Raw genomic sequence first — 16,585 nt, 5'->3', positions numbered from 1 at the left:
TTAATCTTACTTTTATCTGAGGGATTTATTTATTCCCAATCCAGTAATTTTTCTTCGGTTGTGATCAAAGGAACCATTTTGAGTTCTTTTTTCAACTCTTCTTTGGTGCTAAAGTCCATGGGACCGAAAACAATTGTCTTCTCATCCGGATCCCATTCCAGTATCGTATACGTATTTTTAGTAAGGAAAGTCCCCAGTAACTGTGTAGCTTCACCTTCCCAGGTTATTCTGAGGGAGTGATAACTCTTTTCCGGATTTACATCATTCAAGGATTCATAGAAGAGTCCGTTTTCCTCGTCAACAATAAATCCTTTATAAGTCGTTTTTTCTTCCAGATTAATGGATTGAGATGTGAAGCTTTTTAATGATGCATCTGAACCGGAAGAAGGAATCGTTTTAATTCGCTGAGACTGTTGGTCGTAATACGCCCAGATTCCGGATTTTCGAAGTACATCCAATTCTCTGGATGGATAGTATGTATAGGTTTCTTTAGAAATACCTGTTTTTCGGATGAATGAAGGATTAAGTTTTTTACGATTGTCTTCTTGTGGCTTCCGTACTATAGTTGTTTCTCCTTCTTCCGTATCCACTTCCTGTTGTACCGTATTACTGTACAAAATTGACTCTCCGCTTTCATCGATCAACTTTTTCGCTTCTGAAATTGTAATTCGCGCCCCATTATAATAAGCAGTAACGAATGCATCCGAGATTCCAATTTTTCGAATTTCATTACGTCGGTTGACGGCAGAGGGGATGTCATCAAATTTTCCGGTTGAATAGCGGATTTGCCCCTTATCGGATAAATTTGTGTTGAGAGGCGTGATATTGTACAATTTTGATGAGGGGATCGGATAATTGTATACGCCTACCTGTACAGTGAAGAACAGTCCTTTTACGTCCTCTACTGCATCTGCTACAGCAGCGTCAGGAGCCAGGTGATAGGTGCTCTTTATGCGGGGAGAAGCAGAAGTTGATGAACTTTCAGTTACATGGATTGCCAGCAATTCTTCTCCTTCGGTGTTGTCCGTATTTACAGAAGGGGTGCACTTTCCTTCTTTAATCAGAAGATCTGCCTGAGCTACAGTCATACGTTCACCGTTACAATAGGCTACGACAAAAGCGTCTGAGTATCCCAGACTTCTGACACGGTTTTGAGCGAGATAAGCTTCTCCTTTGGAAGGGAAAATACCTACTGTATAACGAATTAGTCCTTTATTGATTTGTTCTCCGGTAACCGGATTAAATTCTTTGAAAGTATCTTCCGGAACCGGTTTGGAAAAGGCACCCACCTGTACTTTGTATACGAGTCCGCCCGGCATTTCAGGATTTATCGGAATGGGGTTGGAAGGACTGTAGACGCTGTTACCTGAATTATAATTTAACCCGACATAGACTTTTTCGACCGGTCGTAAACGAATGGGCTGAATACCTTCTAATGCCATCGAAATAAGTACGTCCTTTTCTTCGTTGATCAGAAGGGGATTTTCTTCTATTCTCCGGTTAAGTTCTTCAATTTCCTGAATGGTCGTTATCAATTGATCATTGGCGTCATTTGCTTTTTTGGAAAGGAGCTTACCTTTTGCCAACAGTTGTTCTTTCTCTGAATCGTCAACTGATTGAGCGGCTTGCTGAATGACTTCGGAGAGTTGGCTTTTTAGTCCTGCTAATTCGAGAATCAGATTTTCCCGTCGACGCTCGAGTAATTGAAGTGTATTGATATCATTGCTTAATTCTCTGAATCCTTTTTTCTGAGCAATACGTATTATTTCTTTGTCTTCTTGTTGAGCAGTTGTTTCAGCAGAAGAAACGGTCAAATTGTCGAGAAGCGTTGGTGGTTTTGAGTGAACGGATTGGTTTTTACCGATCGTTTCTTCCAGTTTTGTAATTTCCTCTGTTAGACGATCGTATTCGGCAGTCATATTACCGATTTCAACTTCAATACTTGGTCTTCGTTTTTTAGAAGCCGTATCGAATTCTTTTTTCAGGTGAAATAACTCCAGTTGAATTCGTTTTTGTTCTTCTTTCAATTGAAGAAGGAGGTATTCTTCCTCTTCCGTACCATATAGGTTCTGACGTTCTTCGTTTGTAAACAATGTTTGTTCTATCTCGGTTTCGTTTATGCGTGTTTGTTGCTGTTGTTGAAGTTCTTCTAACTGATCACGTTGCTCAATAGTGTGTTTAACCAGCGATGTTTTTTCTTTTTTAGAAGAAGAATTTTTCACTTGTTCAATATCCTGTAGCGTTTCTCTTGTTTTTATATCCAATAAAACAGACGAGGCATTTACCACTGCGTCGGATGACTCGTTTTCTGATAATTCCCGGGAGGTTGAAGCCAATTCCTCTTTCTGGCTGAAAAGTAGTTCCTGCTCCAGTTCAAGGTTCTTCTTTTCTGCTTTTTCAAGTTGTTTAACCAGTTGCTTTCTTTCTTTGTTTGTAGCAGACTGTTCAAGTTGTGTAGTAAGTGAGGTTATTTCTGCACGGGAAGTTGCCACTTTTTCCTGATTGTTTCGAATTTCAGGATTTACTGATACGTTTGTTGTGTTGGGCTGATAAGTAACCTGCATTTCAGAAAGCAATCGGTCAATCGTTTTTAATTGCGTTTCAGTAGTTGTAATTTCTTTTTGGATATTGTCTTGCTGAACGGGATCATTGATCTTTTGTTTTTTCTCTTGTAGAGTTTCAAGGTAGTCTTCCAGACGACTCTTTCTGTTTATTAATTGATTTTCAGAAGGATCTGAATCGGAAGTTTCAAATAAATCGGCTACACCAGCCTGATTTCTTGACAGATCCGCACTAAAGTTTTCTGGCGTACCGGCAGTTAGATTTTCAGACTGGCGTATCTGTTCCAGCTCATTGACTTCATTCTCCGTTTTGTTTTTCAGTGTTGTTAACCTGCTGATTTCTTCCTGAAGGGAGCTGTTTTCAACTTCATTACTGCGTTTTTTTTCTGCTCTTTCAATGGCTTCATCAATAGCAGCCAGCAGTTCTTTTTTTGTACTGAGCAAAAGATTTGTATCCTCAGGGTTTTGCGTACTTTCAATTTGCTGTATTCTCTGCTGAAGTTCAACTACTCTTTTGTCTGTAGTTCCTTCCTGATTATTGGACGGAGTACTTGTGTCGGTTGATATAGCAAGTTGATTTTCATGTTCACGAATGCGTGCCTCAATTTGAGCGTGTAAGTCTGAAAGAGTTGATTTTTGTTGCAGAAGCTGTTCGTTATCCGGGTGTTTGGTAATGTTTGACGTATTTTCGTCAAGTGCTTTTTCCAGAAGAGAAACCAGTTCTTTTTCTTTTTGAAGACGTTGTTCAATCGTCGCTGAATTACTCATGCGCTCTAACTCCTCTCTGGTACTGGCAATTTCAGTGCTGTAGGCATCCGAAACTGGAACAGTAGTTTGTTGCGATACCTGAGTTTCCGTTTGATAAGCCGCTACTTTTGCTTTGTTGAGCGTTTTAATCTCTTCTTCCAGGTCAGCTTGTAAAGCGGTTACTTCATTTCGCTTTGCAAGGATGCGGCTGTTTTCCGGTTCATCACGCAATTCGTTGTCAATTACTGTGAGTAGTTTCCGAACTTTGTTTAAAAGAATAGTTCGCTCTTCAATTTGTTGGTCCAGTTCCTTTTCTGTAGTACTACTTTCTGACAGTCGGCTGAAGTTATCAGAAAGTGTTTGGATCTCGGTGCTGAGTTGACTGATTTTTTTCTCGCGGGCAGCAAAAGATTCTTGTTGTTCCGTTTCGTGGAGTTTCTTGATTTCAGTTTCTACATTCGCAATCGTTTGTTGAAGCCCTTGCAGCTCATTTTGTAACTGTTGGTTAGCGGGATCGTTTTGAATTTCTGATGCAAGATTCTGAGCTAATTCTTCTGCTTCCTGAATAAAATGTTCTCGCTGGACAATCGACTCACGCATAGAAGCATCTGATCGAGAAGAAATATTTGTGTAGCGTTCTTTCAGGGTTTCCGAACCACCGAAAGGGATTAATTCGCTGGAGTTATTTTCCGGTTCATTAGCAGATACTTCGGGCTCTGCTTCACCAAGTAGTACGAGCATATTTTCCCGATCTTTAATGGATTGCTCTAACTCACTTATTTTTTCTTCCAGTACTTTTTTCTGTGTAACAACCTCTTCTGAGGATGTATTATCAAGTGATTGCAAATGCTCTTCCAGTTTTTTCACTAAGTCCCTATCATTTTCATTCAGGGATTTAAGTTTTCTGGGGACATTATTGATTTTTTCGGAAGTTGAATTTTTACTCGTATAATCAGGAGCAATAGTTGCAATAACAGCCTCAGCAATAACTTCTTCTTCACCCGGAGGATCGCCAATAGGTTTCAGTTCTTCTATATACTGTTTTTTAGCTGCTAATTCTTCTTTAAGTTGCGTTATTTCTGCCGTTATAGCTTTTTGTTGTTCAGCGGAAGAGCTATTTTGACGTTCTGTCTCTTTACGATTGATCTCTTTTGAAAGTTCAAAAACCCATTGCTTTTCAATAGCAAGACGTTCTTTGGCTTTTTCTTCTGGTGTTTTGTCAGAAGAAATAAGATTATTCTCTTGTTCCATTAAGCGTGGGTTGATAGCAGCAACCTGCTTACTGGTAGGGGATTGAGAAGAAAGATCAGAGTTATTTTCCTGTGTGGTTGAATTAGTCGTTGTCGAGTTATTGGTTGTAGGAGTCGTTTTTGTTTCGGTGTTGGTTGTTATATTTTCTGAGCTATTAGCAGATTGCTCAATACGCTGTTTGAGTTCCGATTGAACGGTTGTCGTGGTTTCTACAAAAGAATCTATTCTTTCCTGGTCAGCGAGGTGTGAAGATGCAACGATACGATTACTGATCTGATCGTGAGAGATTGTATTGGAAATTTCACTATCAGTAATATCCCGGGTTTTATCAATAGCCGATTTTTTTGCAATCAGTTCATTTTCTTTTGTGCTTTCTTTTGCTATCTCCCGCTGTTTGGAAGAAATAAGTTCTTCATCCGCACGATTATCTGTTTGGAGACGATCAATTTCGCGGTCAATAATTTCGATATCCTTTTTCTTCGAAAATTCTTTTGTTTTTTCAAGGGTTTGGATTTCTTCGTTTCTTTTTCGAATGGTCTCTTCTAACTTTTGTACTTCGTTGCGGAGTTGATTTGCTTCTGAAATTCCGCTTTTCTCTTCCGTTTTACTGTAAAGTAGTTGTGCAGCAGACTGTTTATTGGATGTGTTGAAGTGCTTTTTAATGTATTCTCCGTTATTGCGGGCAAGCTGATTAACTTTATCTTTCAGATTGTCAGAGCTTACATCAGAAAGTACGTCTGCGACTTCTTTTGATTGATTGAGGTACTGCTCATTGAATTTTTGCTCTTTGCGCATTTCCTCATAAACAATCATGGCTTGTTCCGCTTTCCTGATTTCCCGCTGAACTGTATTTTTCTCGGCAATTGCCTGTTCGATAAGCGTTTCACCTTTGGTCAGGTTTTCAGAGGTTGCAGCTTGTTGTAGCAACAGGTCTGCCAGTGAATCAGAAGTTGCAGCTTGTTGTAACGCCTGTTCCGCAACCATAAGTAGTTTATTTAACTCCTGATCAATCTCTTTGGCCTCCAATTCGAGACGTTCGACATCTTCCTGAGCAATATCTTTCAGTTCTGTTGAATTATACCGATCCAGGTTTAGCTGGGATAATAGTTTCTTCTCGTCTTCCAGTTTATCTAAGGCATCCAGATCGAAAGCATCGCTGTTGGGCTTCAGTTGGGCTTTATTTTTAAGAATCTCAGCAACGATAGAAGCCGCATCTTCAATCTCTTCATCAAAAAGATTATCTACACGAACCAGAGCGTCTCCATTTTCTTCGTATTCGACAATACTCTGTTTTAAAGGCTTTAGTTCGGTCATAAAAGGAGCCTGAAATTCAGCTGTATGCTGATCGGGTTCGCCTTCCACTTGTATGATGTATTCGTAACGACCTCCTTTGGGAAGTGTTACTATATATCCACCATCCGTTTTATTAGATGTGTACGAACCAATTTTTCTTCCGCTGGCGACATCTCTGACCTGAATCGAAGCGGATTTATTCTCCGGATTGATCGCTGATGCAAATTGTCCTTTGAGAATAACCATCTGGTCAGGGGAGCGCTGTACCCGCATTTTGTAGACGTGAATTTTACCATCCTGACTTTGGCGTGCCGAGGCAAAAAAAGCATTTTTATCCAGAGAGTCAATAACGTAAAAAAGATCATCGTCTGGAGAAGATATGGCAAAATCCATATTTTCTGCATCACCAAAACTATCATCATCAGGAAAATAGGGAGCACGAAAAACATCATATCCCCCCATACTATTATGTCCTTTTGATGAGAAGTATAGAAAGCGACCGTTCGGGTGCATGTATGGAAAATCTTCATCATAATTGGTATTGACGCCTCCCCGTACTTTTTGTGGAAGACCCCAGGAACCGTCCGGAAGTTTTCGGCGGACATAAATATCCTTTCCGTGTTTTCCATCCTCCCCATAGCTGGAATAGTAAATTTGTGTTGGGTTGGCCGGAAAATGGATTAAAGGTGTATGATTGTTCTTTTTATCCTGTTTGGTTTGAAATTCTTCCGTAACCAACAGGGTTCCCCCGATGTTGGATAAGTCATAAAGCCGGAAAAAATCCTGAAATGCAGTTAATCTCCGACTTTCAATAATCAGCTCGCTGAGCCTGCTTAACAATTTTTTCCCGTTCTGAGCCATCTCGATCTGCCTGTCGACATCCAGATGCATAGCAGCTCTGCTTCCTGCTACTTCTTTATATCTTTTATAAAATTCGATGGCTTTATTAAATTCGAAGGTCAGATGGAAAGCCTTTCCGAGGTAATAAAAAGCTTCTTGTTCAACAGCTTCACCTTTTACGGCGTAATTGAGGTATTTGAAGGCGTCCTGTTTTCTGTCCGAGTTAAAAAGAAGACAGGTTCCGTATCTGTAATTGTAATTATGATCCCTGGGTTTTAAGGAGAGTAATCTTAGGTATAGGGGAGTAGCCTCAACAAATTCCTCTTTTGCAAAGAACGCATCAGCCTTCTCTTTTAGTTCATCTTCTGTCTGGGAAAATGCGAATTGAGATAACAGCAGAACTATTACCCATAAGGTGAATTTTTTATATGGTTGACATCGTTTTAGCACATTAATTGCGTCCGTTTTTACTTTAAGTAAGACGGATAAAATACTTAATTTGCACTAAGTTACTTCAAAAATTGAGCCTAAGAATCAATTTCTATTGAAATGGTACGATTATTTTCGGAAAAGGTTCATTTTATTTTCATTGCCTTTGAGCAGTCTTCCGATGTTTTTGTGATGCGTAATAATAACCGCTAACGCCAGTAAAACGGAAAAGGCACGTAACCAGATAAAATTGTTTTTGAAAATAAATTCCAGTGCCAGTGGAAAACAGAGGGCAGCCAGAATAGCTCCGAGAGATACGTATTTCGAAAGGATAAAAGTAATCAGAAATACTCCCAGGCATATTGCTGCGGCAGGGGGGTGTATACCAATAATTACTCCCAGTGAGGTAGCAACACCTTTCCCTCCTTTAAATCCGGCAAATAAGGGGAATACATGTCCCAGAACGGCAGAAAGTGCAGCGACCAGTTGATAGTTTGTAGTTTGTTCTACACCATCGGAAGAAAAAAAGACGGGGACACTTACAGCGAGAACTCCTTTTAGAATATCAACTGCCAAAACAATGCTACCCGGTTTTTTTCCCAGTACACGGAATGTATTGGTTGCCCCGGCATTTTTACTGCCATGTTCTCTGACATCCGTCCCGTAAAAAACTTTGCCTACCCACACGGCAGTTGGAACTGAACCGAGTAGGTAAGCAATTATTCCGAAGATGATAAACTCCATAGTTATTACTCCATTAATCGTTTAAATGAACTTTGGTACGTTGGATTTCCGGTAACATCGTATTCAAAGTTCTTTGACTTACGTTTTTCCGGTTTAATCGTTGTAATTTGTTCTTCAAACTCTTTGTCAGAAGAGTAAATCAATAGTTTACCTTCTTTCTTGCGTACTTCGTAATTGTAATAATATAGTTTTCCTCCGGGAACTTCAATATTTAAACCAAAGCGATCTCCGGTAGGAGTCTTGTAGAAAGCTGCCTGAACCGGCATTGCTTTCATAACAGGTTCTCCGTAAATACTAACTAAAGCCGCTTCATTTTGAGAAGAAACAAGCCCCCTGAATTCCTGATCTCTTGAGATGGATCTAAGTTTAACTCCTGAGATAATGAATGTAGATTCAAGTTCGGAAGGCATCTTTTTAACTTCTCCCTTTAATGTATAATCGGATTTTAATTTATCAGCTGTTTTGACGTCTGCCCAGTTTGCTGTTGCTGATTCAAGAGTAGACAAATCAAAATTCATTGGTTTGAGTTCCGGCATAGCAAGAATGGATTCTGCGGTCTTCTCAAAAATACTCTTATCTACTTCCATACGGATACGGATTGTAAGATTGGCTGTCGTTTCTCCCTTTTGTTGATTATAGTTCATCGTTCCTACAGCATCAACTTTTACTTCGGAAAAGTCCAGTCCCAGGTCTACATTTCCATCTCCGTTCATCGAGCAGGTTCCCGTATGGAGAGAGACATAGTTTCCGATTTCACCGATATTCAATAATTTTTCAGGTGATGCAATCTGGAATTCTTTACTGTCTCTGTTATACTGCAATAAACCTGTTGCTGTCAAGACTTTCTTATCCTCTTTGTTTCTAAGGGAAGAGAGGAAAGTAGGGTAGAGTTCTGTGCTGTCAATATCCTGAGAGAAATGCCAGACAATTCCGGCTGAGAGTGATTCGCCTTCGAGAGACTTCATATCTTCGGTAACCGGGATTTGAATATTCTTCGGATTCAGACGTGCTTTGAAACTCATCCAGTTTTTCGCAAAAGCATCGCAGTTGTGCTCAATTTTTGTAGCTCCTTCAAAAAGCATTTCAGGATCAGCAGCATTCATGCGTACATTTCCATAGAAATAGAATTCAGGACTTAGCTTGAATTCTGCTGTCTCAGCTATTTTTCCTTCTGCAATGGTTTGATAAGAAGTGTCCAAATATACTTTACTGATCGGAATCAGGAAGAGGTTACTATCAATATCATAGTAAGGATAATCTCCTTTCGCTGTATAGGCACGACGAGCTGTGATAGAAGTCGTGGCATTTACAATCTGATGGTATTTTGTGATGTAGTTTGCTACAATGCGCGAGTTCTCAAAATCATCCAGTTTTGCCTTTTTCCGGATAACGACCTTCATACTATCCGGGAAAATACGTGCATCGGCGATATCAATATGATCTACTTTTTCACAGAAAATGGTTTTTGACTTCATCTCAAAACGGGCTTTGGGAGCAAGGAAGTTGAGTGAATCCTGGTCTTTGTGAGTAGAGAAGAAGTTCGATCCGGCTAAATCCAGGTCGGTATTAATATCGATTCGTGAATCTTTCTCTTTGTACAATTCCATTTCATCACTATCCATAAACCAGTTGAACATGTCCATGTGACAGACATACTGGTTGATAGGGAACTCTACTTTCGATTCACCGGCATTGGACTTGAATTCTCCTTTTCTGTCTTTAAAACTAACGTGACATTGCACGTTATCCGTTTTAAACGCAAGCGCATCATCCGGGTGAAGTCCTTCTTCCTGATCTGAAAGTTTGAAAGCGGATGTATCAGCATCAATATCCCAACGTTTGAATGAGAAGTTGGTTGAATTGAGATTTGCGGATTTAAAGTCAAATGCTCCCCGACCTTTTACACCGGAAGGGCGAACATAAGCGATCCCGTTGAAGTTTGCTTCTTTTTCGAAGAAAAGCATAGGTTTTTGGGTCGTTCGCGCCTTTAATACGTTTCCTTTTGGAACATAGGTTATCAGGACATCTTCTCCTGAAATGTCAGGAGTTTGTACACCCGTTTCCTGTCCTTTATTGGTGAAAAGGGCATACCCGATGGTGGAGTCGGGCATGAATGTAAATGCTTTGGAAACAGATAAAGAGGTAACATATTCAATTTCCCCACTTCCCTGTAATCCATTATTACTAAGTACAATTTTGTTTTTATAACGGGATCCCGTACCATAAAAATCATATCCTTTTTCCGGCACCTGCTGAACAAACCCTAAAGAGTAGTCGGGCATTATTTTTAGATCTTCGCGGAACTTGGGGAAAATACCCCCGGATGTCATTTCTCCTTTAAATCGTGCTGCTTTTTCGACAAAATTGTCTAATGAATCGAATTCAAAAGGGTCTAGCGTGAAGTAAAAACGTAAGCTGTCATAAGCGCCCCGGTGGATTTTTCGATCATTGTAGAATACTTTAGAGGGCGCTTTGGAAATCAACTTCGGATAGTCGGTAAATTCTTCGGTTTTCATTCCGGAGCGGTTTTCCGGATTGTCAACTAGAATTTCTCCTTTTATTCCCGTTATACTGGAAAAAGTACGGATAGGTCTGTTTCCATCCGATTCCTGAAGGGGACGTACACGCATATACGCCATGTCCGATTCAAAAATATTGATTTTGTTATTCGTATAGTCAAATGCACCGTCGTTAAGATGTACTTCCCATCTTCCTGCATTTACCCAACCTTTAAACAGGAAATTACGGTTCTCTTTGATGGTCACTTTATCATCTTCCGGGAATACCTGCGTGTTTTGAAGGTCAGATATATTGACCCTGTTTATTGCTTGTAAATTCAAATCCAGAGTTCCCAAATTTAAACGACCGAATTCCTGCATCAGTTTACGGGCATAATTTTCTTTTTCATACTTTTCTTTCATTTGTTTCAGGAACGGATCACGTTCGATCTCTTCGCTGCTGTATCCGTCCAGACTTTTAGGACGCATATCTGAAACAAAAATAATGTTGTCATAGTCGATTTTCGAAGCTTTAGCTTTTACAAATTGTTCCGTTTTGGGCAGTACAGTAACAATTCCTCCATCAATGTCATACGAAAGGAAGCCGTAATTGGCAAGCTCAAGCAAAAGTGGTTTTACTTGTTCAATTGTTTTACCAAGTGCAGAGGCTGCTTTTCCTTCCGGCAAAATATACTCATCGTACTTGTACGTGTAACGATTTAAAGCGACTAGTGGATGTGCAGACACATTTCCCTGAAGTTTGTCATAGAGTTCTCCATTGTAATAAGCGAGTGATTCGTAACGAGAAATACGTTGTTCCTGAGATATTCCTTCACTCCATTTAAAGATAAGGTCAGTTCCTTTTCTCTCCCAGATAATCCGGTCGACGTATGCTTCCAGTTTATGATAACTCATTATGAATGGAGCCATTGAAATCCCCGTTTTTCCCCGGTTCATTTCCACTGCATCACGATCTCTGAAAAAAGTAACATTTACTCCCGGATGAAAAACACTGTCCTTAAGACCTGTCTGAATTTTGATAGACGCATTGTTGGCGATCATTGATTTATCATCAATATAGACTTCCTGACTACTGGTTTTCAGAAATGGAGAACCATTCCGATAGAAAATCATGGATGCTTTTTCGGATTGTGTACCGACACCAACAAACGAAGATCCTTTGAGAGAGAAACCGCCTTCGTAGTCTACTTCAGGCATAATGTTTTTTATTTTCAATCTTTTCTCAAACGAGTTAAATTGTGGATAAACTTTGTCTATTTCCCGAGCAAAATTCATGGTTCGTTCCGATAGTGTTCCCTGGATCGGTTGAGAAAAATAGGGCGTTTTTAAGGTTACTGTATCACAGTTGTAATTGGTAGTTTTCAAAGAGATTCGATACCCGTTAAGGGTTGCGTAGGTTTCCTCAGGTGACAACCCTACTTTTTCCCAGGTAACTTTCCCCCCGGTACCGTTCCATCTTTCTTTCAATACTTCATAAGCACCAGTTGTCTGATAGATAACAGCACTGTCCTTAAAAGGAACTTTGTCGTTAGTTCTGTTGTCATTATTGATAATATAACAAGCAAGAGTAGCGTCTGTAAAGTGGATTTCAGGTCCGTCTTTTTCGTAGACGAAAGTATAATTACCACCTCTGATTTTCCATTGATAATTTCGGGTTTCGTTCAGGACTCCATTGGAAAAGAAATTGGCCGATGCTCCGATAAAATCTTTAAAACGGGAGACATTTCGACTATCGAGCATTTTATCAACGGATTCGTGCCAGGCTTTGTAACTGGCAGCAGGCTGTTCGGTCTTTACAAAGGAATAAATGGAAAATGTATAATTATAAAATTCCGGGTACGCTTTGAATCGTTTTGTTTCCATTGTGTTACAAGTAGTAACCATCTGGCTGAAGTAATTATCGGACAATTCCCCGCCAAGAATCATCGGTTCAAAGTCCTTCATGAAATCACGGGAAAGTTGCGGGTCATGCGTAGCTAAAAATTTAGCGAGTTCCTTGACAAACTTTTCACGATTGTTCGAAAAAGACTGACCGAATAACTGTGAGGTGGTTAAAGAAAGGAGTAAGAATAAAATGCTAATTTTTTTCATAACCTGCAATTTTTTACATAATTCAAGTGTCCGTCAGAAATAGATATCTGACCAACTTATTTTATAAACTCAAGACATGCCCAATTATCTCTGGAGAGCATCCCTTTATACGTAAGCCCGTTTTCTGTAGCACACTGTTTTAAATCTTCAGCGTCTGAAACAAAAAATCCGCTGAGAAAAAGTTTGCCGCCCTCGTTCAGGCTCTCGGCATAATGCTGCATATGAGCAGTTAGTACATTTTTATTGATGTTGGCAAGAATCAGGTTAAAATATTTCCCGTTAATCAGATCAACATTTCCTTTCAGAGGTGTTATCTCATGACAGTTATTTCGTGAGCTATTGTCAATCGCATTTTCGTATGCCCAGTCTTCAATGTCAATAGCCAGAATTTTTTTTCCTCCCAGTTTTTCGGCTACTATAGCTAAAACGCCGGTTCCTGAACCCATATCGAGTATTTCTGAAGGAACTGATTTCATGTCCATCAAAGCTTTACACATCATCCAGGTGGTTTGATGATGACCGGTACCGAATGACATTTTAGGTTCGATATATACCGTAAGTTCTTTTTCCAGTGATGCATCATGAAAAGGAGCGAGGATTGCCAGCTGTTCTTCTACAAAAACCGGTTCAAAATCCGATTCCCAGGCTGCGTTCCAGTTTTGTTCTTCAATTGTGTTGATCAGGAGCTCTGCTTTGACTTCTTCAACTTCATTTTGAAAAACAGCTAATTGCCGGACCTCTTCTACATGAATTTGATCTTCCGGAGCATATGCTTTAACGCCATATTCGGTATCCACAAAACTGTCACATCCCAGTTCTGCTAACTCGGCTACAATAATTTCTGACCAGGGAGTTTTTGGGGTCAACCGGATGTCGAATTCAATATAATTCATCTGTCTGTTTATCGTTTTCGGGCAATTTGAAGAAAGTCTTCTGCTTTAAGAGAAGCCCCACCAATTAATCCACCATCAACATTTGGCATCGAAAATAACTCTTCGGCATTTGAAGGATTACAACTTCCGCCATAAAGAATAGTCGTTCTATCGGAAGTATCCTGACGATACTTCAGCTGAACTAGTGAGCGAATAAAACTGTGCATATCTTCCGCCTGTTCTTTTGTTGCTGTTTTTCCTGTTCCAATAGCCCATATTGGCTCATAAGCTATAACGACTTTTGCAAAATCCGTTACAGGTAAATGAAACAAACTTTCTTCCAGTTGTCGCTGTACATATTCTTCCTGTTCTCCTTTTTCTCTGATCTCCAAAGGTTCTCCGCAGCAGAATACTGGAATAAGATCATGAGAAATAGCTGCATTTACTTTCTCTTTCAGAAAAGCGTGGGACTCACCAAAATATTCTCTTCTTTCAGAGTGTCCTATCAAAACAGCATCGACGCCAAGTTGTTTTAACTGCGCTACAGAACTTTCGCCTGTATAAGCACCTTTCTCTGCCGGATGGAAGTTTTGAGCCCCAATAAGAATGCGGGAACTGTAACTGCGGGCTGTCAAAAGTGCATCTAAATAAATGTGTCCGGGAAAGACCATCAGGTTTACTTCATCCTGAACATCTTCACTGCGCAATTCAATTTCTCCGAACAGACGAACCGCTTCGTCTTTGTTCAGATTCATTTTCCAGTTTCCGGCTACTGTTTTTTTTCTCATAATTACTTCAAGTAGTTTTTCTTAATGGTTTCAAATGACGGAAGTCCTCTGTGTGGATATTTAGCTTTGACAACAGCGTTTTGGATCAGTAATAATCCCGGGTTCGAACGGCAAACCGCTTTTAATTCGATACGGTCGTTTGTAAATGCTGCCACATCAAATGCATTTGTTTTTCGGAATTCATCAATCTCTGATTTTACCGAACCGCAGATCATAATGAAAGGAATGTTATTTTCTTTTGCTTTTTCAGCAATTTTCTTGATCTCGTCCAAAGAACTCCAATCGGCATTCTTAATATCTTCAACAGATAAAATGAAAATTGAAGGGGCGTTGAGAATCAAATCAATCACTTTTACTTCACCAAGTTCCGGGTCAATTACAACCGCTGAGGATTGAACAAATGTAGAGTCATATTCCTCGGCAAAGAATTCTGTTTCCGGTATTGTATCCGAAATTCCATAAACATCGCTTGTCATGACAACTGCCTTTATGTAGCTGTCTTTAAGTAGTTCCGCAATAACAGGTAATTGTTTGTCGTATTCGGAAAGCTGGGAAACATCAAGAGTAGGACCAAACTGTTCCGTAATAGAAGGCAGTAATGGCTCTACAATTACATTAGCGGTCATCGTATCAAATGCCCAATTCTGGTCTTCCCATATTTTAGAAGTCATATACTCCTCATTGGTCATTTTTTTGATTTCTCCTGTTGTTACATTTTTATAATCAAAAGTGTTTTCTACAACCCCATCAATACCATCATTCATTTTTTCTATAAGATTACTACCGACAGCATAAGGTCTGTAATCCTTTAAAGGAAGATATAGTAGGACGTAAATGACAAGGATCACCGTAATAACAGTAGAGAAGAGAATTGCTCCCCAATCATTCCCAAGGTATTTGCCACCACTTCTTCTGATCCACATCGAACCTAGTAGTGTGATGAATGCAAATAGAATTGGGAAATACCAACCGAATACCCAGGAGAAAAATACGACAACTGCCATTGCAGTAACACTGAGTACAATGCTATCTCTTTTTGTGTTTTTAAGTAGAGAGAATTGCATGATAAAAATGATAAGGACAAAATAGCCAACCACGATGTCTTTCCAGAAAGATTCCTGTGGTGTCAATGACCTGCCAACAGAACCTTTTAGTGCATCACCAAAACATCCGCAATCGGTTACACATTGAACCGTTCTTGTTTCGGCAACTACAACTTTTCCGTTTTTATTAGAGAGGATGGTAAGGTCTTCACGTGTTTCCGTCTTAGCTATGTAATCTATTGCCTGAGGGGAGTCGGTTGCAAACTCCATTTTTTTCGTAAATGTATCTGCCGGGTTACATTCTTTGGTGTGCCAGGTTAGTGCTGTGAAAAACAACATCATTCCCAAAAGTAACCAGGCCGCGAGCTTAATGCGGGCTCCCAGAATAACCATAATTCCCAGAACAATCTCGACTACACAGATAATCACAGAAAGAATAAGTGCGTATTCGATGAACCCTTCAAGGGTAAAGCTATCCCATCCCAATAAATCTCTAACACGATATGCTAATGCACCATCTTCAAAATATTCCTCCAGCTTATAGGCAAACCCTTTCGGGTCATTGGCTTTTACAAGACCTGAAACAATAAATAAACCTCCTACAAAAGCCCGGGCAACATACGACATCAGGTACAGACCTTTCAACGCAAAAAGCCCGGCAAATGAACCGATGAATACAATGTATCCTGTGGGGATTAACCATTGGGTACTTTCATGAGCAGGGTGATAGCCCATGGCGAGAAATACCAGTCCAAGGATATTGAGTAAAATTAGGCCAATGTTAACAGGAAGGGAACGCCCTTCAATAAGCAATTTTGCAGATTTATTGGGTCGTAGTCTCATACGTATCGTTTTTTAGTCATTCTTTTGTTCTCCGATGTGAATTAATGCAAAAACGGCATAATTCAACATGTCATAGTAATTTGCGTCGATTCCTTCGGAAATTATGGTTTTACCACTATTGTCCTCAATTTGCTTTACACGAAGGATTTTCATTAAAATCATGTCTGTTAGAGAGGAAATACGCATATCCCGCCATGCTTCACCGTAATCATGATTTTTCTTTTCCATCAACTGCATAGCAGCATCTATGTAATGATCATAGAGTTCAAGAGCTTCCATTGCAGTAAGGTCAATCGACAATTCATTGCCTTTATCGACCTGAATTAATGCCATTACACAATAATTGACAATTGCGATGAATTCATCTTCAATAGATTCGCCTACTTTATTAGTACCTGTTTCCTGAATCGTACGAATCCGTTGTGCTTTAATGAAAATCTGATCTGTGAGAGAACTGGTTCTGAGAATTCGCCATGCTGTACCGTAGTCCTTTGTCTTTTTGGCAAAAATTTCCCTGGATTTCTCAATCACGCGGGTATATTGCTCAGTAGTATTGTGCATTTT

General features: G+C 39.8%; 7 protein-coding genes. All 7 read right to left on the bottom strand.

Going from position 1 to position 16,585, the window contains the following annotated elements; genetic code table 11:
• Nucleotides 1-29 precede the first annotated feature (29 nt).
• A complete protein-coding gene (locus ABDZ97_RS07785) occupies nt 30-7,142 on the bottom strand; it encodes a hypothetical protein (RefSeq protein WP_343786228.1) in 7,113 nt (2,370 codons plus the stop codon).
• 108 nt (nt 7,143-7,250) lie between these two features.
• Entirely contained in the window at nt 7,251-7,865 is a 615-nt protein-coding gene (gene plsY, locus ABDZ97_RS07780; RefSeq protein WP_343786226.1) for a glycerol-3-phosphate 1-O-acyltransferase PlsY, read from the bottom strand.
• A gap of 5 nt (nt 7,866-7,870) precedes the next feature.
• Complete coding sequence (locus tag ABDZ97_RS07775; protein ID WP_343786224.1) at nt 7,871-12,475, bottom strand: hypothetical protein; 4,605 nt, start codon at nt 12,473-12,475, stop codon at nt 7,871-7,873.
• Between the two features lie 56 nt (nt 12,476-12,531).
• A complete protein-coding gene (gene prmA, locus ABDZ97_RS07770; RefSeq protein ID WP_343786222.1) occupies nt 12,532-13,368 on the bottom strand; it encodes a 50S ribosomal protein L11 methyltransferase in 837 nt (278 codons plus the stop codon).
• Nucleotides 13,369-13,376: 8 nt separating this feature from the next.
• A complete protein-coding gene (tpiA, locus tag ABDZ97_RS07765; RefSeq protein ID WP_343786220.1) occupies nt 13,377-14,135 on the bottom strand; it encodes a triose-phosphate isomerase in 759 nt (252 codons plus the stop codon).
• 2 nt (nt 14,136-14,137) lie between these two features.
• Complete coding sequence (locus ABDZ97_RS07760; protein WP_343786218.1) at nt 14,138-16,021, bottom strand: DoxX family protein; 1,884 nt, start codon at nt 16,019-16,021, stop codon at nt 14,138-14,140.
• A 12-nt stretch (nt 16,022-16,033) separates the two neighbouring features.
• Entirely contained in the window at nt 16,034-16,582 is a 549-nt protein-coding gene (locus ABDZ97_RS07755; RefSeq protein WP_343786215.1) for a DUF1599 domain-containing protein, read from the bottom strand.
• Between the last annotated feature and the right edge of the window lie 3 nt (nt 16,583-16,585).

The sequence above is a fragment of the Wandonia haliotis genome, from assembly GCF_039523435.1.
GTDB lineage: Bacteria > Bacteroidota > Bacteroidia > Flavobacteriales_D > Crocinitomicaceae > Wandonia > Wandonia haliotis.
Note: the sequence above shows the minus strand (reverse complement) of the source record. Positions and strands in the feature narration are given on the sequence as shown.

Bases quoted from the DNA above. Each gene is read 5' to 3' on its own strand.
- plsY (WP_343786226.1), bottom strand. From the start codon at position 7,865: ATGGAGTTTATCATCTTCGGAATAATTGCTTACCTACTCGGTTCAGTT.
- ABDZ97_RS07775 (WP_343786224.1), bottom strand. From the start codon at position 12,475: ATGAAAAAAATTAGCATTTTATTCTTACTCCTTTCTTTAACCACCTCA.
- prmA (WP_343786222.1), bottom strand. From the start codon at position 13,368: ATGAATTATATTGAATTCGACATCCGGTTGACCCCAAAAACTCCCTGG.
- tpiA (WP_343786220.1), bottom strand. From the start codon at position 14,135: ATGAGAAAAAAAACAGTAGCCGGAAACTGGAAAATGAATCTGAACAAA.
- ABDZ97_RS07760 (WP_343786218.1), bottom strand. From the start codon at position 16,021: ATGAGACTACGACCCAATAAATCTGCAAAATTGCTTATTGAAGGGCGT.
- ABDZ97_RS07755 (WP_343786215.1), bottom strand. From the start codon at position 16,582: ATGCACAATACTACTGAGCAATATACCCGCGTGATTGAGAAATCCAGG.